Annotated in this window: 16 protein-coding genes and 2 pseudogenes; 3 read left to right on the top strand and 15 right to left on the bottom strand. The window is 66.7% G+C overall.

Annotated features, from left to right (window positions below; translation table 11 throughout):
- The 10 genes and pseudogenes from ABD970_RS09230 to ABD970_RS09185 all read right to left on the bottom strand — a co-directional run bounded on the left by ABD970_RS09230 (window position 1) and on the right by ABD970_RS09185 (window position 7,521).
- Window positions 1-441 (bottom strand): HvfA family oxazolone/thioamide-modified RiPP metallophore, encoded by a 441-nt coding sequence (locus ABD970_RS09230; RefSeq protein ID WP_345295186.1) that lies wholly within the window; start codon window positions 439-441, stop codon window positions 1-3.
- A 99-nt stretch (window positions 442-540) separates the two neighbouring features.
- Window positions 541-1,056, bottom strand: a complete 516-nt coding sequence (locus ABD970_RS09225) for an RNA polymerase sigma factor (RefSeq protein ID WP_345295185.1) — start codon at window positions 1,054-1,056, stop codon at window positions 541-543.
- A gap of 148 nt (window positions 1,057-1,204) precedes the next feature.
- Window positions 1,205-1,909 (bottom strand): phosphate signaling complex protein PhoU, encoded by a 705-nt coding sequence (phoU, locus tag ABD970_RS09220; protein ID WP_345295184.1) that lies wholly within the window; start codon window positions 1,907-1,909, stop codon window positions 1,205-1,207.
- Window positions 1,910-2,040: 131 nt separating this feature from the next.
- Window positions 2,041-2,832, bottom strand: a complete 792-nt coding sequence (pstB, locus tag ABD970_RS09215) for a phosphate ABC transporter ATP-binding protein PstB (protein WP_345295700.1) — start codon at window positions 2,830-2,832, stop codon at window positions 2,041-2,043.
- Window positions 2,833-2,901: 69 nt separating this feature from the next.
- A complete protein-coding gene (gene pstA / locus ABD970_RS09210; RefSeq protein ID WP_345295183.1) occupies window positions 2,902-3,780 on the bottom strand; it encodes a phosphate ABC transporter permease PstA in 879 nt (292 codons plus the stop codon).
- Window positions 3,780-4,751 (bottom strand): phosphate ABC transporter permease subunit PstC, encoded by a 972-nt coding sequence (pstC, locus tag ABD970_RS09205; RefSeq protein WP_345295182.1) that lies wholly within the window; start codon window positions 4,749-4,751, stop codon window positions 3,780-3,782. Before pstC ends, pstA begins: the two co-directional genes overlap by 1 nt.
- Before the next feature lie 205 nt (window positions 4,752-4,956).
- A pseudogene (gene pstS, locus ABD970_RS09200) lies at window positions 4,957-5,898 on the bottom strand (phosphate ABC transporter substrate-binding protein PstS); the annotation flags it as partial.
- 300 nt (window positions 5,899-6,198) lie between these two features.
- Window positions 6,199-6,470: pseudogene (locus tag ABD970_RS09195) on the bottom strand (phosphate ABC transporter substrate-binding protein PstS); the annotation flags it as partial.
- A 147-nt stretch (window positions 6,471-6,617) separates the two neighbouring features.
- Entirely contained in the window at window positions 6,618-7,247 is a 630-nt protein-coding gene (locus tag ABD970_RS09190; protein ID WP_345295180.1) for a TetR/AcrR family transcriptional regulator, read from the bottom strand.
- 16 nt (window positions 7,248-7,263) lie between these two features.
- The gene (locus ABD970_RS09185; RefSeq protein ID WP_345295179.1) at window positions 7,264-7,521 is read right to left on the bottom strand and encodes an acyl-CoA-binding protein; all 258 of its coding nucleotides are present in this window, start codon (window positions 7,519-7,521) and stop codon (window positions 7,264-7,266) included.
- 144 nt (window positions 7,522-7,665) lie between these two features.
- On the opposite strand from ABD970_RS09185, the gene ABD970_RS09180 reads away from it, so the two are divergent.
- Window positions 7,666-9,669 (top strand): SDR family oxidoreductase, encoded by a 2,004-nt coding sequence (locus ABD970_RS09180; RefSeq protein ID WP_345295178.1) that lies wholly within the window; start codon window positions 7,666-7,668, stop codon window positions 9,667-9,669.
- A gap of 83 nt (window positions 9,670-9,752) precedes the next feature.
- On the opposite strand, the gene ABD970_RS09175 is transcribed toward ABD970_RS09180, so the two are convergent.
- From ABD970_RS09175 to ABD970_RS09165, 3 genes are all read right to left on the bottom strand, one after another.
- Window positions 9,753-10,718: a restriction endonuclease gene (locus ABD970_RS09175; protein ID WP_345295177.1), complete on the bottom strand. Its 966-nt coding sequence runs from the start codon at window positions 10,716-10,718 to the stop codon at window positions 9,753-9,755.
- 257 nt (window positions 10,719-10,975) lie between these two features.
- Window positions 10,976-11,557 (bottom strand): phasin family protein, encoded by a 582-nt coding sequence (locus tag ABD970_RS09170; protein ID WP_345295176.1) that lies wholly within the window; start codon window positions 11,555-11,557, stop codon window positions 10,976-10,978.
- A 105-nt stretch (window positions 11,558-11,662) separates the two neighbouring features.
- Window positions 11,663-12,928: a patatin-like phospholipase family protein gene (locus tag ABD970_RS09165; RefSeq protein WP_345295175.1), complete on the bottom strand. Its 1,266-nt coding sequence runs from the start codon at window positions 12,926-12,928 to the stop codon at window positions 11,663-11,665.
- A gap of 87 nt (window positions 12,929-13,015) precedes the next feature.
- Between ABD970_RS09165 and ABD970_RS09160 the strand changes: the two genes are divergently transcribed.
- Window positions 13,016-13,741, top strand: a complete 726-nt coding sequence (locus tag ABD970_RS09160) for a DUF8198 family protein (RefSeq protein WP_345295174.1) — start codon at window positions 13,016-13,018, stop codon at window positions 13,739-13,741.
- 17 nt (window positions 13,742-13,758) lie between these two features.
- Here ABD970_RS09160 and ABD970_RS09155 read toward each other — a convergent pair whose 3' ends face one another.
- On the bottom strand, window positions 13,759-14,034 hold the full coding sequence (locus tag ABD970_RS09155; RefSeq protein WP_345295173.1) for a polyhydroxyalkanoic acid system family protein: 276 nt from the start codon (window positions 14,032-14,034) through the stop codon (window positions 13,759-13,761).
- 84 nt (window positions 14,035-14,118) lie between these two features.
- Here ABD970_RS09155 and ABD970_RS09150 point away from each other — a divergent pair, with 84 nt between their 5' ends.
- Complete coding sequence (locus tag ABD970_RS09150) at window positions 14,119-14,934, top strand: FHA domain-containing protein (protein WP_345295699.1); 816 nt, start codon at window positions 14,119-14,121, stop codon at window positions 14,932-14,934.
- A gap of 284 nt (window positions 14,935-15,218) precedes the next feature.
- On the opposite strand, the gene ABD970_RS09145 is transcribed toward ABD970_RS09150, so the two are convergent.
- Entirely contained in the window at window positions 15,219-17,894 is a 2,676-nt protein-coding gene (locus tag ABD970_RS09145; protein ID WP_425563074.1) for a S8 family serine peptidase, read from the bottom strand.
- Between the last annotated feature and the right edge of the window lie 110 nt (window positions 17,895-18,004).

The raw sequence follows: 18,004 nt of genomic DNA, 5'->3' as shown, positions 1-18,004 counted from the left end.
TCAGGCGCTGCCGCCGCACTTGCCTTCGCCGCACTTGCCTTCACCCGCGGCCTTCTTGGCTTCGTGGTCGGCCTTCTTGTCGGCGCCGCACTTGCCCTCGCCACACTTGCCTTCCCCGCACTTGCCCTCCGAGTGCTTCGCCTTGTGCTCGGCCGCGTCGATGAACCCGTCGCCGTTGGCATCCATCTTGGCGAAGTGGTCCGACTTGTCAGGGTGTGCCGCGGTGAACTCCGCACGGGAGATCTTGCCGTCCTTGTCGGTGTCGGCCTTGTCCATGCCGCACTTGCCTTCACCGCACTTGCCTTCGCCGCCCTTGTGGCCACCGGCCACTGCCGAAGCCGAAGCCATGTAACCGCTGGACAATTCGTGGGACGCGAAGGAGGACGCCGAAAGCGCCATGCCGCCGATCGCGGTGCAGACGGCGAGGGCGACGGGTTTCATGTTTGATCTTGCCATGGTGGTAACTCCTGTTGGGTGCGGGCGATGCCGCGGGATGCTGGAACCAAAGCTGGGGGATGCCATTGTGCCGTGAACCGTGCCTCAGGCGCGGAGGTACTCGCGGGCGAGCGCCCGTGCACGATGCAGCCGCGCCTTGACGGCCATGGTCGTGACGCCAAGGCGATTGCCGAGTTCCGCGATGCTCAGGCCCTCCAGGTCCCGGAGCAGCACGATCTCCCGGTAGTGATACGGCAGTGACTGCAGCGCGGATGCGAGGTCCTGCCGCCACTCCGCCGCGTCAGGCGTGGCGCCCGGCAGGATGTCGTCCGTGATCGGTTCGCCCGCCAGGCGGCGACCGATGCGCTTCATCCGGTTGCATTCGCGCTTGACGATGCGGAATACCCACGAAGCGAAGCATTCCAGGGAACGCAGGTCGGACAACTTGCGCGATACCAGGATCAACGCCTCCTGCACGGCATCCTCGACGTCGTTGACGCTGCAGTGGTACTCGGCGTAGCGGCGGATGTCCTGCCGGGACCGCGCCAGCAGGTCCGCCAGGGCCGTGGGGTCGCCAGCGTGGGCTGCTTGCAGTTCGTGCTCGTAGGCGGCTATCTGCACCGGCTCTCCAGGTCGCCCTCCGAGGGTAGCCGGCGGCGTTCAACAGGAAGAGTGCCGAAGAGCATGCACGGGCGTGCGCCGGGCGGGAATTATTCAGGATTCGTTCACGCTCGGCATCGGGAGGCCCTCGAGCGAAGCCCCGGGCGGTTCAGGCGGCTGTGTTTGTCTCGTCCCGCTTGGTTCGCGGCGGGAGCTCGTCCTCGCCGTGGACCTGGAACCAGATGTTCTCCGCGATGTTGGTCGCGTGGTCGCCGATGCGCTCGATGTTCTTGGCCATGAACAACATGTGGGTGCAGGAAGTGATGCTCTGCGCATCCTCCATCATGTAGGTCAGCAGCTCGCGGAACAGGCCGGTGTAGAGGACATCGAGCTCGGCATCGCGCTCGCGTACCCGTTGGGCCGCCTCGGCGTCGCCATCGCGGAAGGCCGCCAGCACGTCGGTCATCTGCTGCAGCGCCAGCTCGCCCAGGGCGTTGAGGCCCCGGGTGTGCGGGAGCGGCGGCGACTGGTTGAGCGCCATCGAACGCTTGGCCAGGTTGGCCCCGTAATCGCCGACGCGCTCGATGTCGGAGGCGATCCGCAAGGCGGCGAGGATGTCGCGGAGGTCCCGCGCCATCGGGCCCCGCAGGGCGAGCTTCATCACGTCGTGGCTGACTTCCTGCTCGAGCAGGTCGATCGCCTCGTCGTTTCCGATGATGCGTTCCGCGGCCTTGTCGTCGCGGCGTTCCACGACGTCGAGCGCGGCCTTCAATTGCGCGATCGACATCTCGCCCATGCGCAGGATCTCGCCGACCAGGCGCTGGCGCTCTTCGTCGTAGCTCTTGAGGATGTGGTCGTGCGGTTGGGTAGCCATGGGCGGATCCTTGGTTCGGCCGACCCCGGGAGAAGGCGGGAGAGGGCTGGGAAAACTGCGGGGTGTGCGGTCTTTCGGTGAATCCGGCGTGCCTGGGTCGATGCGTGGCCGCATTCGTCAGGCGGGGCCGGTCATCCGAACCTGCCGGTGATGTAATCCTCGGTCTGCTGCTTGTGCGGGTTGGAGAAGATGGTTTCGGTGGTGTCGTGCTCGATCAGGTCGCCCAGGTACATGAAGGCGGTGTAGTCGGAGACGCGGGCGGCCTGCTGCATGTTGTGGGTCACGATGACGATCGTGTAGTCCTGCTTCAGTTCCTCGACCAGCTGCTCGATGCGGCTCGTGGAGATGGGATCGAGGGCAGATGTCGGTTCGTCCAGCAGCAGCACGTCGGGCCTCAGCGCGACGGCCCGGGCGATGCACAGCCGTTGCTGCTGCCCGCCGGACAGTCCGAGCGCGCTCTGGCCGAGCTTGTCCTTGACCTCGTTCCAGATCGCCGCCTGGCGCAATGCCTGCTCGACGCGTTCGGCCATGTCGGCCTTGGACAGCTTTTCGTGGTGGCGGATGGCGTAGGCGACGTTCTCGAAGATCGTCATGGGGAAGGGCACCGGCTTCTGGAAGACCATGCCGACCTTGCTGCGCAGCCGGTTCATCGGGTATCGCGGCCCCAGGATGTTGTCTCCGTCGAGCAGGATCTCGCCGCTCGCCTCCATCTTCGGGTAGAGCGCGTAGATGCGGTTGAACACGCGCAGGAGCGTCGACTTGCCGCAGCCCGACGGACCGATCAGCGCGGTCACGCGCTTCTCCGGGATGTCCATGCTGACGCCATTTAGCGCCTTGAACTTGTCGTAGTGGAAATCCAGCCCGCGAACGGAGATCTTGATGGGCACCGACGCGGCAACGGCGCGCGAAGGCGCGGCGGACATGGCCGCTTCGGTGGTGTGGGTGCCTTGGATCTCGTTCATCGACATGTTCCGTTTGAAATGGGTGTCGTGTCAGTCGTTGGCGATGCGCTTGCGCAGCAGCAGCGCCCGCGCGCCAAGGCTGACCAGCAGCACGAACACGGTGAGCACCAGGGCACCGGCCCAGGCCAGCGTCTGCCAGGATTCGTAGGGACTGCCGGCGTACTGGTACATCACCACCGGGACGCTCGCCATGGGCTGCAGGATGTTGCTGTTCCAGTACTGGTTGCCGAAGGCGGTGAACAGCAGGGGAGCGGTTTCCCCCGAGATCCTCGCCAGCGCGAGCAGGATGCCGGTGACGATGCCGGCCGAAGCGCTGCGATACAGCACCTGCATGATCACCTTCCAGTGCGGCACGCCCAGCGAAAGCGCCGCCTCGCGCATCTGCGCCGGCACCAGCCGCAGCATCTCGTCGGTGGTGCGCACGACGACCGGCAACACGATGAACGCCAGGGAGATGGCGCCGGCCAGCGCGGAGAAGTTCCCGCCGGTCTGCATCACGATCAAGGTGTAGACGAACAGGCCGAGCACGATCGACGGTGCCGACAGCAGGATGTCGTTGACGAAGCGGACGATGGTCGCGGTCTTGCGGGCGGCGCCGTACTCCGCCAGCCAGGTGCCGGCAGCGACTCCCAACGGCGCGCCGATGAGGATGGCGAGCGCGCACATGACGGCGGAGCCGAAGAAGGCGTTCCTCAGGCCGCCCACCTGCATCGGCGGCGGGGTGTCCTGGGTGAAGAGCGCCCAGTCGATCCCGCCGATGCCCTTCGAGACCAGCGTCCACAGGATCCACGCGAGGAAGACCAGTCCGAACACGGCGGCGACGCAGGACATCGCGAGCGCGAATCCGTTGACCAGCTTGCGCCGCCGATGCAGGCGGTCCGCCGTGGCCAGCGCCCGTGCCGTGCCCATCAGCTGCCTTCCTTCCGTGCCAGTTGCATCAGCATCAGCCGGGCGATCGCCAGCACGACGAAGGTGACGATGAACAGCACGAACCCGAGCAGCAGGAGGGCCGATCGATACGTGTCCGTGGCCTCGCCGAAGTCGTTGGCGATGAGCGCTGCGATGGTGGTGCCCGGTTCAAGCAGCGACGGCGACAGGCGCACGCTGTTGCCGACCACGAAGGCCACCGCCATCGTTTCCCCCAGCGCGCGGCCGAGGCCCAGGAAAATGCCGCCGATGACCGCGGACCGCGTGTACGGCAGGACGATGTCCCAGCTGACTTCCCATCGCGTCGACCCCAGGGCGTAGGCCGATTCCTTGAGGCGCGCGGGCACAGTCAGGAACACCTCGCGCATCACCGAGGCGATGAACGGGATGACCATGATCGCGAGCACGAACCCCGCGGTCAGGATGCCGATCCCCAGCGGCGGGCCCTGGAACAACACGCCGAGGAAGGGAATCGCCCCGGCATGGTCGTTCAGCCACGGCGTGACGTACTCGGTCATCATCGGCACGAGGACGAAAAGCCCCCACATGCCGTAGATGATCGACGGGATCGCGGCCAGCAGCTCGATGGCGGTACCGATCGGGCCGCGCAGCCAGCGGGGCGCCACTTCGGTGAGGAACAACGCGATGCCGAAGCTGATCGGCACCGCGATGATCATCGCGATCATCGCGGTGACGATGGTTCCGTAGATCGGTGCCAGTGCACCGTACCTGTTCTCGACCGGATTCCATTCGGCGGAGAAGAAGAAGCTCCAGCCCTGCGCCTGCAGCGCCTCGCGCCCGCCCCACAGCATCGATAGTGCCGCACTGGCCAACGCAAGCAGCACGAAGACGACCGTGGCCAGCAGGACGTAGCGGAACACGCGGTCCGCGCGCGCGTCACGCAGGTCGCGGCTCCGTGGTGCGACGTTGACGGGAAGGGCACTGGCGTTCATGCGGGCTGGTCTGGCCTTGGTGCGGTGGCTGGGTCGTTCTGGAACGTCACCTCGCGGAACACGGCAGGCAGGTCGCGACGACGGAATCGGTCTTCCGGCGGCTGGACCCTCGGATTCGTGGCCGACTCAGGGCGCTGCGTCCAGGTTTGCGCAGCAGTGGCGCCGGTGCGCAGGCGCCCGCCCGGCAGGCGAGCGCGCGCGCCCGTCACTTGAATTCCGAGGCCCAATACGCCTGGATCTGCGCCACCAGTTCGGGAGGCAGCGGCACGTAGTGCAGTTCGGCGGCTTGCGCCTGGCCATTCTCGAGCGCCCACTTGAAGAAGGCGAGGGTGGCCGCGCTTCGCTGCGGATCCTTGGGCTGCTTGTGCATCAGCATGAAGTTGGTGGCGGTGATCGGCCATGCGCCTTCGCCTGGCGCATCGGTGATCACCAGGTTGAAGTCCTGCGCGCTGGCCCAGTCCGCGGTCCTGGCGGCGGCCGCGAAGCTGTCGGCGTTGGGCTGGACGAACTGCCCTGCCGCGTTCTGGAGCGAGGCATACGGCATGTTGTTCTGCAGCGCGTAGGCCAGCTCGACGTAGCCGATGGCACCCTTGACCTGCTGGACATAGGACGCCACGCCCTCGTTGCCCTTGCCGCCAATGCCGTCGGGCCATTGCACCGACGTGCCTTCGCCGACCTTGGCCTTCCACTCGGGGCTGACCTTGGACAGGTAGTTGGTGAAGTTGAAGGTGGTGCCGGAGCCGTCGGAGCGGTGGATGATGCTGATCTTCTCGGCGGGCAGTGCGACGCCGGGGTTCAGCGCGGCGATGGCCGGCGCGTTCCAGGCACCCACCTTCCCGAGGAAGATGTCCGCGAGCACGGCGCCGGTCAGCTTCAGTTCGCCTGGCTTGAGGCCCTGGATGTTGACGACGGGTACGACGCCTCCGATCGCGGAAGGAAACTGGCCGAGACCGGCCTCGGCCAGTTCCTCGCTCGACAAGGGCTTGTCGCTGGAACCGAAATCGACCGTCCCGGCCTTGATCTGCGCGATGCCGCCGCCCGATCCGATGGACTGGTAGTTGACCTGGTTGCCCGTTGCCGCGTTGTAGTCGGCGGACCACTTGGACACGAGGGGGAAGATGAACGACGCGCCCGCACCGGAGATCTGCGAGCCGCCGTCGCCGCCGGAGCCGTTGCCGGCAGCCGTGGCGGACGTCGAGTCACCGCCAGGGCTGCAGGCGCTGGCGACGAGCAAGGTGGACAGGGTCAATGCGGCGAGACGGGCCAGGGACGAGGACATGGGGACTCCAGTCGAATGAGGTCGCGGGCACAGGGTATGTGTCGCGCTGCCCTATGGAATGATGTTTTTGTTACATCCGTGTGACTTGGTGCCGGCGCGCGGTTCCTCGCACAATGAAAAGGCGGCTCCAAGGGCCCGTAGCATTATCGGGAGAGAGAACCGCCATTCCGGAACGGCGCCCCCGATCACCGAGGAAAACTGCACCAGGCCCGAGCCAGCAGATCCTTGGGCGGCAGCGGCTTGTCGCTGGAACCGAAATCGACGGTGCCGGCCTTGATCTGCGCGATGCCGCCGCCTGATCCGATCGATGGGTGGATGACCTCGTGGCCTGTCGCCGCATGGTAGTCGTTCGACCCTCTGGTCACGGCCAGGAAGACGAACGAGGCGTCTGCGCTGTCGGCGGCACCGGCAGTGAGAGCGCCTGACGCTGCGATCGCCACGGCGGCAAGGCTGGTCGTCGGTTGCGCATGGAATTCCCCGGTTGAGTGAGGGCCGGGCGCGCGCCCGGGGTCATTGCATGTTCCACGCGTGACGAATCGAAGTGCATCGCGCGACAGTCCCATGACCGCAGGCGCCATGCGCCGCGCCTAGTCCAGGTAGGCCTGCGTCAGGTTGTTCAGGTGCACGCGTTCGGCATCGCGCAGGAACGGGGCGAGCAGCATCATCACCTGCACGATCCCGTCGCGGATGGCCGCGTGCTCGTCCTTGTCGCCGCGAATCGCGGCGTAATTGAGCCAGAAGGTCGACAGTACGAGGATGTTGGTCGCGGCGGAATCGAGCTCGGCCGCGGACGCGCGGATGATGCCGGCCTGCGACATTCCCCGGATCACCAGCCGGGCGCGGTCGTCGGCGCGCTTGAGGATGCGCGCGAACCGGATCCGCAAGCGGCGGTTGCGGCTGAGGATCTCCACCAGGTCCCGGTACAGGAACCGATGGTCCCAGATGCACTCGAAGACCAGGTGCAGTTGTAGCCAGATGTCCTCCAGGCCCGGCAGGCGCCCGTCCGGGGCGGCGAGCGCATCGTCCATGCGCGCCTCGTAGCGCGAGAACAGCTGCTCGATGATGTCGTCCTTGTTGCGGAAGTGGTAGTACAGGTTCCCCGGGCTGATCTCCAGTTCGTCGGCGATGTGGTTGGTCGTGACATTCGGCTCGCCGCGGGTGTTGAACAACGAGAGGGAGCCATCGAGGATGCGCTGGCGGGTCTGGCGTGGCGCCATGTCGTTGCGGTCCGGCTCAGCCGGCCAGCTTCTTCACGAGATCGACGTACTTCTTCTTTGCCTCGTCCGGGTCCGTACCCTTCAGGCTGGCCCAGGCTTCGTACTTTGCGGTTCCCACGAAATCGAAGAAGCCGGGCTTCTCGCCCCTGACGTCGCCCTCGCTGCCTTGCTTGTAGAGGGCGTACAGGCGAAGGAGGGTGTCGTTGTCCGGGCGTGCGTCCAGTCCGTGGACGTCCTTCTGCGCCTGCTCGAAGCGTTGCTGCAGGTCGGCCATGGGGTGGCTCCGGGATTCGGGACGACCGCAGCATGACAACATGCCGGCACAGGGGGGTCAATACGCCGGGGAATTGTCGCCGCGTCCATGCTCTGGCACCGTACCGGGAGGCCGCGATCGGCGGCGCACCGAGTGGGAACCGCCATGTCCTATTTCGTCACCGGCGCCACGGGCTTCATTGGCCGCTTCCTCGTCGCGCGTTTGCTCAGGCGCAAGGGCACGATCCACGTCCTCGTGCGCAAGGGGTCCGCCAGGAAGCTGGAATCCATCGCAAGCAGGATGGGTTGGGACAGGAAGCGGATCCGCGTGCTCCATGGCGACATGACCGCCCCAAGGTGCGGTCTCACGGCCACGCAGGTGCGCGAACTGAAGCGCAAGGTCAAGCACTTCTTCCACTTGGCGGCCGTCTACGACATGCAGGCCAGCGCCGAGTCGCAACGCGTGTCCAACATCGAGGGCACCCGCAACGCGATCGACCTCGCCGCGGCGATCCAGGCGGGGTGTTTCCACCACACCAGTTCGATTGCGGCGGCCGGCCTGTATCCGGGCATCTTCCGCGAGGACATGTTCCAGGAAGCCGAGGGCTTGGACGACCCCTACCTGCGAACCAAGCACGAATCGGAAGGGCTGGTGCGGCAGGAATCCCGGATTCCGTGGCGCGTCTATCGTCCGGGCATGGTCGTGGGCCACTCGGAGACCGGCGAGATGGACAAGATCGACGGTCCTTATTACTTCTTCACCCTGCTCAAGAAGCTGCGCGAACTGCTGCCGCCATGGATGCCGGTGCTGGGCATCGAGGGCGGACGGATCAACATCGTCCCCGTTGACTTCGTCGCCGATGCGATGGACCACATCGCGCACAAGCCGCGGCTCGATGGGCACACCTTCCACCTGACCGACCCGGATCCCATGCGCGTCGGTGAAGTTCTCAACACCTTCGCCCGCGCCGGGCACGCGCCGGAGATGACCATGCGCATCGACGCGCGCATGTTCGCCTTCGTCCCGGGCAGCATCCGGATGGCGGTGGGGAACCTGCCGCCGGTGCGACGTTTCATCGGCATGATGCTGCGGGACTTCCGCATCCCGCGGAGCGTGCTGAAGTTCGTCACCTATCCCACGCGCTTCGACAGCCGCGAAACCGAGCGGGCGCTGAAGGGCAGCGGCATCTCGGTGCCCGCGCTGGACACCTATGCCTGGCGCCTGTGGGACTACTGGGAGAGGCACCTGGATCCCGACCTGTTCATCGACCGCACCCTGAAGGGCAAGGTCCGGAACAAGGTCGTGGTAATCACCGGCGGATCCTCGGGGATCGGGCTGTCCACCGCCAGGCGCGTCGCCGAAGCGGGGGCCGTGACCGTGATCGTGGCGCGCGGCAAGGACGAGCTGTTCAAGGCGCGCGACGAAATGGCGGCGGCCGGCGGCAAGGTATTCGCCTACACCGCAGACCTCGCCGACATGGCCGATTGCGATCGCCTGGTGGCCAAGGTGCTCAAGGCGCATGGCCACGTCGATATCCTGATCAACAACGCAGGACGCTCGATCCGGCGCTCGATCGAGCTGTCCTACGACCGCTTCCACGACTTCGAGCGCACCATGCAGCTCAATTACTTCGGAAGCCTTCGCCTGATCATGGGTTTCATGCCGTCGATGACGCAACGGCGGAAGGGGCACGTCATCAACGTCAGCTCGATCGGGGTGCTCGCCAACTCACCGCGCTTTTCAGCCTACGTCGCCTCGAAGGCCGCGCTCGACGCGTTCAGCCGCTGCGCGCAGGGCGAACTGTCGGGCAAGGGGATCAGCTTCACGACGGTGAACATGCCCCTGGTGAAGACGCCGATGATCGCCCCGACCAAGATGTACGACAGCGTCCCGACATTGACGCCCGGGGAAGCCGCCGACCTGCTGGTCCGCGCGATCATCGAGAAGCCCAGCCGGATCGCGACGCGCCTGGGGATCTTCTCGGCCCTGGTCAACGCATTGGCGCCGAAGGCCTACGAGGTCATCATGAACACCGCCTTCGAGCTCTTCCCGGACTCGGCGGCGGCCAAGGGAGGAGCCAAGGCACCCAAGGGTGCCGGCGTCGCCGAGCAGCAGCCGAGCAACGAACAGATTGCATTCGCCACCATGATGCGCGGCGTGCACTGGTAGGGCACGCGGGTCGCCGGCGCCCCGGGGCGCCCAGGATGCATCGCCGGCGGGGGCTGCGTCCCGCTGGCAGCAAGAGCGCCTGATCAGAACATCCGGCACTGGCGGAAGCGCACCGGCGCCTCGCTGCCAGGCGGAGGCGTGAGCTGGATGCGAGACGCGGCGAGGCCTTCGTAGCGTTCGATCAAGGGACAAATGGCGGCGATGGCGTCGACGCTGGTATCGGTCAGCAGGACTTCCAGCGTGGACTTGGTGGGCCAGATCGCCCGGTCCACCATCGGCAAGGTGCCGATCGCCTTGGCGACTTCCTCTCGCTGCCTGTCCAGCGTTGCCTCGTCGGTCGCCGCGGGCACCGTGGCCGGGGTTTCGCCCGGCGTCGGTCCTGCGACTGGCGTGGCATGCGCTTCGGCCGCCGCGGGTGTGGCGGCGACCGTCTGACCGGCTGTGCCCGGGCTGGAAACGGGTTCCGGCATCAGGAACAGGGCCAGTACGCCTGTCGCCAGTGCCCCAAGCCACGCCAGGAGCACGTGCTTGCGGACGTCCTTCCCGGCGGAGGCGCTGATGCGGTCGATCTGCTCGCGCGGCAGGACTTCTCGGATCTGTGGCCACAACGTCGGGCCGTCGAGCAGCTCGATCTTCATCATCTTGGCGGGACCACGCGCGTCCTCGGACACCCGGCCCTGGGTCACGATCATGCCGTTGGTGGCGCTGCTGAGCTTCAGCTCCTTCGCCAACTCGCCGACGGCCGCAGGCCCGAGCACGAAGGCGCTGCCGTGCTTGCAGGACATCAGCCAGCGTTGCCCGTCCTTCGCCAACAGGTACTCGCTGCTGCTCGACGGGGCATCCTCGTCGACGATCGTCTCGTAACCACGGCGTTGCAGGGCTTCGAGGACCAGGTGGATGAATTCGCGCCACGACATCGCCGAAAGGGCGGTGATGCCCGCCTTGGCCTCGTTCCTCCGCAGCATGATCGTGCGGATGTAGAAGGTGGCGGCACTTCCGATCAGGACGGTGATGACCAGGGCGACGATCCAGGGCAGGGCTGAACTCACTCGATGGACTCCATCCAAGAGGCGTCAGGATAATCGTAAAACCCGCAACCGGTCCAAGCCGGTCCAGCGACGATATCGTGCGGGACGTGCCGCTTCCGTGTACGTAACGGCTATGAGGGTGGATGCAGGCCACTCCACGCGCGGTGCCCGGACGAAAAAGAGCCCGCCGATCCGAAGCCGGCAGGGGAGGGGAGCCTCTCGGTCTTCATCTGGATCGACGGGCGCAAACGCTGGCGAGCCGCCCTTGGAGCGTTACTTCAACCCGCGGAAGGCTTCCGCTTGCCACTGGTCTTTCGGGTCGGGGTCTTGCGGGCAGGCGTTTTACGCGCCGCCTTCTTCACCGTGGACTTGGTGGTCTTCGCGGCGGCCTTGCGAGTCGTCTTCTTGCGCGCGGCAGGCTGGCGCTGCCGGCGGAGTTCGCCGGTCAACTCATCCACGCGCTTGCTCAAGTCCCGGAGGTCGCCACGGCTGGGAACGCCCAGTTTCACGAGGGCCCGCTGGACCCGGTCCTCGAAGACTTTCTCGAGCCGGTCCCAGGTATCGGTCGCCCGTTCCCGCGCCTGGCCGACCTTGTCCTCGACGGCATCGCGGACCACGTCGGCACGGCCGCCGGCGAAGCTACGCGCCGTCTTCTCGAGATTGAGTCCTTCGCGGACGAGTCCTTCGAACAGCTTGGTGCCCTCGGCCTGCGCGCGGCCGAAAGCCCCGATGCCCGCGAGCCAGATCTGCTGGGCGGACTCGCTGAGTGTCTTCGACAATTGTTCGGCCTGTGCCTGCACGTCAGGCTTGCCCGTGGCGCGCTTGCCCGTCTTGCTCGTGCTTTTCTTGAACTTGGCCATGTGAGCTCCGGCGGCTGGAAATCGGATGTGCATCCAGCTTGGCCTGCCCGTCTAGAGCATTCACACCATGTCGGGAACCAATGCGTGCATGCGGGCGTGATGGTTTCAGCCCCCGCCTGTTCCCCCCACGATCCGATCGGCATCATCGAGGGCCCGGCGCAAGCGCGCCGTGGTGTCGGTTTCGCGGGGTGGAGGGTCCTCCAGTCCACTCATCAGGCTGCGTCCGGGATCGTCGACCACAGCCTCTCGCAGGGACAAGCCATGCTGGACCAGCAGCGGTTCGAGCAGCTGCCGGCGTGCGGTGAGGTCGTCGATCGTGTTGCGCCAAGCCAGTTCGCAGATGCGCCGCCGCGCCGAAAAGCTGAAGGCGTTGGCGAAGAACAGCTCCCCGTCACGCGCATTCGGCTCGAACACGAGCTGGTCGATGTGGGGGAACTGCCGTGCGTACCCGGCCAGGCCGACCTGCATCCGGGATTGCAGCAACGTCCGGAATGTCTGCGACAGCACTGCGGGAAGGCCGCCATCCGCCAGGCGGCGGGGTTGCGCCGATCCGGCCGATGCATCCCCCGCCGAGGCATCGAAGGGCACCAAGGGATTCACGCCGATCAACAGGTCGACGTCGCGCTCCAGAAGCACCGAGGCGTGCATGGTCCGGCGCAGGGCGCCGTCGACGAAATGCCGGCCACGGACCTCCACCGGCGGATACAGCCCCGGCAGGGCGGCGCTCGCCTGGATCGCGCGGGAGATCGGCACGTCGTCCCATCCGGCTTCCCCGAAGCGGACCGCTTCGCCACTGTCGAGATCGACCGCGACGACGAACAGCGGGCGCTCGAGGGTGCGGAAATCGTTGCTGCGGCCACGGCGCGAGAAGGCATCCCGAAGGAAGCGTTCGACTTCGGCGTTGTCGAACAGACCGGTCGGGACCATGCCACCGAAACGCGCAAGCAGGTCGGACCAGCCGGTGCCGTAGGCGTAGCTTTCGCCCGTTCCGGGGAGGAACCCGCGCCACCAGTCCAGGGCCAGCGCGGGAAGTCGCGACGCTCGCCGCAGGTACTCGAACAACGCCGGTCGCATGAAGGTTTCCGGGCGGAAGCGGATGTCGCTGCTGTCGCCGGTGATGAAGATCCGGCACATCTCCGCGGTACCGATGCCATTGGCCAGGCCGGCCGCCAGGAAGGCGCCGCTGCTCACGCCCACATAACCGTCGAGCCGGGTCAGATCGAGGCCGTCGACCGCCTCGTCGATGGCACGCAGCGCGCCGAGCTCGTACATGCTGCCGATGGGACCCCCGCCCGCGACGGCCAGGCCGATCGTGGGAGTCCGTCGCGCTGGGCGCCTGCGCGTTGGCCGGGCGGAATGCAGTGAAAGCATTGGCGATGCAAGCCGGAAGGGACAGGAGTGTATCGGAGGAGGTCGGCCGGCTTGCCGCCCCACCCGCGTGCCCACCAGACTACAGCCATGCCGCGCTTGCCCGACGTCTTCACCCGCCTCGAGCGCCGCCTGGCCTGCCACCAGGCGCTGCATGACCCGGTTCGCGAGCCGCGCAATGCGCTGCGCTGGTTGCCGGAGCTGCGACGCTGGCAGGCGGCCCGCCTGGAGTGCACGTTCCGGCGGTTCCTGGAAGATCCCAGGCGTCGCGCGGCGGCCATGTTCTTCCTGCGGGATGTCTACGGCGACCATGATTTCAGCCGCCGCGATGCCGATATCGCGCGCGTGCTGCCGATGATGCAGGCCCTCCTGCCCAAGGCCCTGCTCTCCACCGTTGCCGATGCCATCGAACTCGGGTCGATCACCCATGCGCTCGACCTGCGGATGGCGGAGGTCCTGCATCGCAGCGCGCCGCGCAGGCGGCGGCTCGATGCCTCGTTGTATGCTGAGGCGTATCGCCATGTGGGCTTGCCGCGCCTGCGCAGGCGGCAGATCGACCTGATCGGGGAGGTGGGCCGCGGGTTCGCGCGCGCCCTGCACCTTCCGGGAGTGAGGGCATTGCTCGGGTTTTCCCGGGGGCCGGCGCGTGCTGCCGGCCTCACGGAACTGCAGGGGTTCCTGGAGCGCGGCCATGCGGCCTTCGCGTCTCTGGATGATGCGGCCGCGTTCGTCGGGGAAATCGTCGACGACGAGCGCGCGCTGGCGGAGCGTCTGCGTTCCGGCGAACCGGACCCGTTCGGCACCGGGATTGCCTGAGGCCGCCCGGCGGCACCCTAGGCGAGTTTTTCCTTCAGCGCGCGCCTGATCTCGGTTTCTATCGGACCCTGCATCGCAGACAGCAGGAACCCGAGCTGCGCGGTGACCTGGACCTGTTTTGGCGCCAGTGCGATGCGTCCGTCCACGCCGCTGCGGGCGAAATGCAGCGTGTCGCCCTCCCAACGGTAGTCAAGGCCGAACTTCTCGCCGAGCTTGATCGCGGCCTGCTCGACCGCCTTGCGTGCCTTGGCCGGGGAGAGGTCATGGGAGTGGCAGATGTCGATGCTGGCCATGCGCGCATACCATGGGGTGGGGCGACCATTCTGGCGCGTGTCGGCCCCACGTCCAAGCCCGGCGGCATGCTAGATTCAGTCCGCATGAACGACCTGAAATTGCGTTTCGCCGACACGGACCGTGAATTGCCGTTGGCGATCGGCGTGAATGCCGTCGGGCGCAATGGCAGCGACAAGGGCACCTTGGGTCCGCTGGAGCCGGATGCCAACCATGCCGTGCGCTTCTGCGTCGACCGGCGCGGTGTCTGGTTGACCGTGGCGGAGGGCACCAAGGGCGTCCACGTGAACGGGCGGGAAGTGCGCCGCATGGCCATGCTCAGGGTCGGCGATGCGATCTACGTCGATGGCGAAGAGATGCGGCTGATACCCGTACGTGCACCGGCGCCGTTGTCGTCCATGGCGCAGGACTTCGAAGAGACGGACGAGGATGACCCCAGGGTGGTGCTTCGCGGCGTAGGCGGCCAATACCATGGCCGGAGTTTCACCCTACAGCGTCCTCGCCTGGTTGGAAGCGCGCGCGACGCCGACATCCGCATCGATGATCCTGCGTTCCCCGAGCGGCACGCGCGGCTTGAACTGCTGGGAACCCAGGTGGTGCTCCGCGACCTCTCCATGGCGGACGGTAGCGAGGTCAATGGCTTGGCTGTCCTGGACGCGGTCCTGAAGCCCGGCGACCAGGTCGTGTTCGACGCACACCACCGTTTCGTGGTCGAGGCGCCTGTGCGGACTTCGAGTCACCATTCGCGCGGGGGCCTGCTGGATGATGGCGAGCATCAGACCGCGGAAGCCATGCCTGCGGCAGAGAGTCGGGGCGGGACATACCGGCTCCCCTGGCTGCTGCTGGCGGCGGTTCTCCTGGCCGCCTCGCTGGGCGCCTTGCTGTTGTTTGGCGCAAGCTGAGCCGGATTTTCGTCGCGGCAAACTTTCATCGTCGCAAACTTCCATTGGGGCGAGTGCGGGCGGGCCTCGTTGCCGGCGCCACGGCACGCAGGCGCACCTGGCTTGGTTGAAGGTGGACCAGTCGGCGGCCACGCGCCCCCCGATGCATCGGGACACGCACGGGTAGTGCGGATGCCGGCCGATCCAGCAGAAAAAAGGGCCCGGATTGCTCCGGGCCCTTCCGTATCCGTCGCTGGCACTGGCCTGCAGGTTGGACCTGCTGGCGAGCACCGGCCGGCAGATCGCTATTGGGTATATCCCACGGTCAGGGTAACGCCTGTGAACGCGGCGAATGCGGCCAGTTCGACGTTCCATGCGCCGGCGACGGGATTGGCGATCGTGCAGGCCTCGTTGCTGCTGGCACTGAAGCCGGTGCATGCCACCACACTACTGGGATTTCGGACAATGATGTCGGCATCGCCGTTGGGGCCGACCGTCTTCACCACCAGGCTGGATGCTCCTGCCGGCACGTTGACCGGGAAGAACTGCGACTGGCCGGATTGCAGCGACAGGTTGCCCACCTCCAGCAGCGGCAGCACCACCTTCGCGGCCTTGACCGCGATCGGGAGCCGCAGCGTCGGCGAGCTGTTGTTGCCCGGTTCCTCCGGGGTCAACACCAGGGTGCCGAAGCTCCACGCGCCGATCGGCAGCTGGCTGCTGTCGATGGTCACCCGCAGGGTCTGGGTGCGGAACGCCTTGACGTTGAACTTGCCCAGCGAGACGCTGCCGTTCAGGCCTTCCAGGCTGACCAGGAACGACTGAGAGTTCTTGCGGGTGCTGCGGAACACGCGGGTGAAGCTACAGCTGGCCCGGCACTCGCCATTCGCCATGGACGGCTGGTTGAGCGAGCTGGGTACGCCACCGAAGCCCGGGTAGGCCAAGTAGTAGTTGTCCGCTGTCTCATGCATGACCAGTCCAGCGCGCGCCGCCGCGTCGACCTGGACCCGGCCGCTGCCGCGTGCGAACGGGCCGGCAGGCGTCACGCCGTCTTCCAGCAGCACGCCCTGCGTGGCCGTCAGCGCGAGCGCCGACTTGAGTTCGGGAACGCTCCAGGTCGGATGGAGCTGGCGCAGCAGGCCTGCGGCACCGGCCTGGTGCGGCGAGGACATCGACGTCCCGTTGATCATGGCAAGCGCATCCGGGGGACCCGCATAGGCCGCCAGGATCTGCACGCCCGGTGCGGTCAGGTCCGGCTTGAGGACGTCGAATGCAGCCGGTCCGCGCGAGCTGAAGCTCGCAAGGACGTCCGGGACGCCGGGGGACGGGACGGCGGGATAGCCGATGCCGCCGGTGAGACCCGTCTTGCCAGAGGCAAAACTGGCAAGGGCATCGCCGTCAACCTGCGTGATGCCGAAAGCCGGAATCGTCGTTCCCGGTACCGACGGGGAGAGGCCGCCAGCGCCGTTGTTGGCAATGACCACGGCGATGGCGCCCGCGGCTGCTGCATTGTTGGTCTTGATCGAAAACGCGCAGGACCCGCGGCGGATCACGGCGATCGCACTCTGGAAGGTGCCAGCGGCGAACGCGTTGCAGCCATCGTTCGCAGTGTTGATGCCGGCGCTGACCACCAGCGGCGTCGTGCCGGGGATGGCGGTGGTATGGGGCACGCTGCTGACGCCCGGGGTCGCGTAGATGGTCGCCAAGGCTGCCGGAACCGGTGCCGGCCCAGTGACGCTGAGGGGGAAGTCGAAACCGAGGCGGTCGTGCGTGGCCGCGGCAGTCGAGGCGACCCATGGCTCGTTATGGCCTAGGGTCGATGCGCCCGGACCGGAGTTGCCGGCCGAAGCCGCGATGTAGATGCCGGCGTCGGTCGCGTTCAGGAAGGCGATGGACACGGACTCGGTCCACGGCGATGCACCGCCACCGATCGAGTAGTTGATGACGTCGACCACGCCATCGGCGATCGACTGGTTGACAGCCGCGACGGCGGAAACGTTCGGGCACAGGCCATTGCCGTCGGAGCGGCGGGTATAGCAGATGTCGTACGCGACGATGTTGGCCCGAGGGGCGACACCGGAGATGTGCACGGGCGCACCGCGGAAGGTGGCATCGCGCTGGTTGCCGGCGGCCGTGCCAGCGGTGTGGCTGCCATGGCCGTTGTTGTCGACGAAACTGGGTTCTTCGAGGATGGTGGCCGGGGAGTTGCAGGTATTGGCCGGCGCACCGCACACGAAATCGTAGCCGCCGATCAGCTTGTCGTTGCAGGCACCATCGTCGATGCCGCCCGGCGCGCAGGCGCCGAGAAAGGTGCCGGCACCCAGCGGGTTGGTGTGCTGGTAACCGTAGCCATCGATCGCGGCGAACGATGGGCTGTTGAAGTTGATGCCCGAGTCGAGGATGCCGAACACGATGCCTTCGCCCTGGGCGGGACCGGTCTCATCGGTCCGCAGGCCGGGCGGCAGGCCGGTGCCGTTCGCCCAAACCGCCGGTGCCCCGATCAGGGCCGGGCCGGCATCGGTGTCCTGCACGTACTCGTGGTACGCCTCGACGAGCATGATGTCGGTGCTGCGCTTCAACTGCGCCGCCTCGACCGGACTCAGGTCGACGACGATGGCGTTCACCGCATGCTGCATGCGGGAGTGGATGTTGAGTGAGCGGCCGATGTCGCTGGCGATCTCGCGCTCGTGCTGTTGCTGGCGCTTCTTCAGGTTGCCGACGTAGGCTGCCGCCGCGGCGGACTTGACATCGATCCTTCCGGCTCGCTTGCCATTGTTGTACCGGGGCGCGGCCGGCAGTCCCGAGATCTCGCCGCCATACGTGGCAAGCGGCGCCTCGCGGAACATGACGATATGCATTTTCTGCGCTTGCTCGGCAGCGCTCGTCGCGGGTTTCGCGGGACCGCTTTGCGCGGACACGCCCGCCACGACCGTAAGTGCGGCAACGGCAAAAGCCGCCTTCAGGCCGCTGAATCGAATCGACATTGAGAATCCCCTCTCGTGAACTGCGCCGCGGTCGCGGGGCAGAAATGCGAAGCTAGTCCACCTTTATGTTAAAAGTCCGTTAAAAGTTGCCGCTGAGCGTCATTATTTTG

The organism is Luteimonas vadosa (genome assembly GCF_039543545.1).
Taxonomy (GTDB): domain Bacteria; phylum Pseudomonadota; class Gammaproteobacteria; order Xanthomonadales; family Xanthomonadaceae; genus Luteimonas; species Luteimonas vadosa.
This window is presented reverse-complemented; position numbering and strand designations above follow the sequence as displayed.

Bases quoted from the DNA above. Each gene is read 5' to 3' on its own strand.
- ABD970_RS09230 (WP_345295186.1), bottom strand. From the start codon at position 441: ATGAAACCCGTCGCCCTCGCCGTCTGCACCGCGATCGGCGGCATGGCG.
- phoU (WP_345295184.1), bottom strand. From the start codon at position 1,909: ATGGCTACCCAACCGCACGACCACATCCTCAAGAGCTACGACGAAGAG.
- pstB (WP_345295700.1), bottom strand. From the start codon at position 2,832: ATGTCCGCCGCGCCTTCGCGCGCCGTTGCCGCGTCGGTGCCCATCAAG.
- pstA (WP_345295183.1), bottom strand. From the start codon at position 3,780: ATGGGCACGGCACGGGCGCTGGCCACGGCGGACCGCCTGCATCGGCGG.
- pstC (WP_345295182.1), bottom strand. From the start codon at position 4,751: ATGAACGCCAGTGCCCTTCCCGTCAACGTCGCACCACGGAGCCGCGAC.
- ABD970_RS09190 (WP_345295180.1), bottom strand. From the start codon at position 7,247: ATGGCGCCACGCCAGACCCGCCAGCGCATCCTCGATGGCTCCCTCTCG.
- ABD970_RS09185 (WP_345295179.1), bottom strand. From the start codon at position 7,521: ATGGCCGACCTGCAGCAACGCTTCGAGCAGGCGCAGAAGGACGTCCAC.
- ABD970_RS09180 (WP_345295178.1), top strand. From the start codon at position 7,666: ATGTCCTATTTCGTCACCGGCGCCACGGGCTTCATTGGCCGCTTCCTC.
- ABD970_RS09170 (WP_345295176.1), bottom strand. From the start codon at position 11,557: ATGGCCAAGTTCAAGAAAAGCACGAGCAAGACGGGCAAGCGCGCCACG.
- ABD970_RS09165 (WP_345295175.1), bottom strand. From the start codon at position 12,928: ATGCTTTCACTGCATTCCGCCCGGCCAACGCGCAGGCGCCCAGCGCGA.
- ABD970_RS09160 (WP_345295174.1), top strand. From the start codon at position 13,016: ATGCCGCGCTTGCCCGACGTCTTCACCCGCCTCGAGCGCCGCCTGGCC.
- ABD970_RS09155 (WP_345295173.1), bottom strand. From the start codon at position 14,034: ATGGCCAGCATCGACATCTGCCACTCCCATGACCTCTCCCCGGCCAAG.
- ABD970_RS09150 (WP_345295699.1), top strand. From the start codon at position 14,119: ATGAACGACCTGAAATTGCGTTTCGCCGACACGGACCGTGAATTGCCG.
- ABD970_RS09145 (WP_425563074.1), bottom strand. From the start codon at position 17,894: ATGTCGATTCGATTCAGCGGCCTGAAGGCGGCTTTTGCCGTTGCCGCA.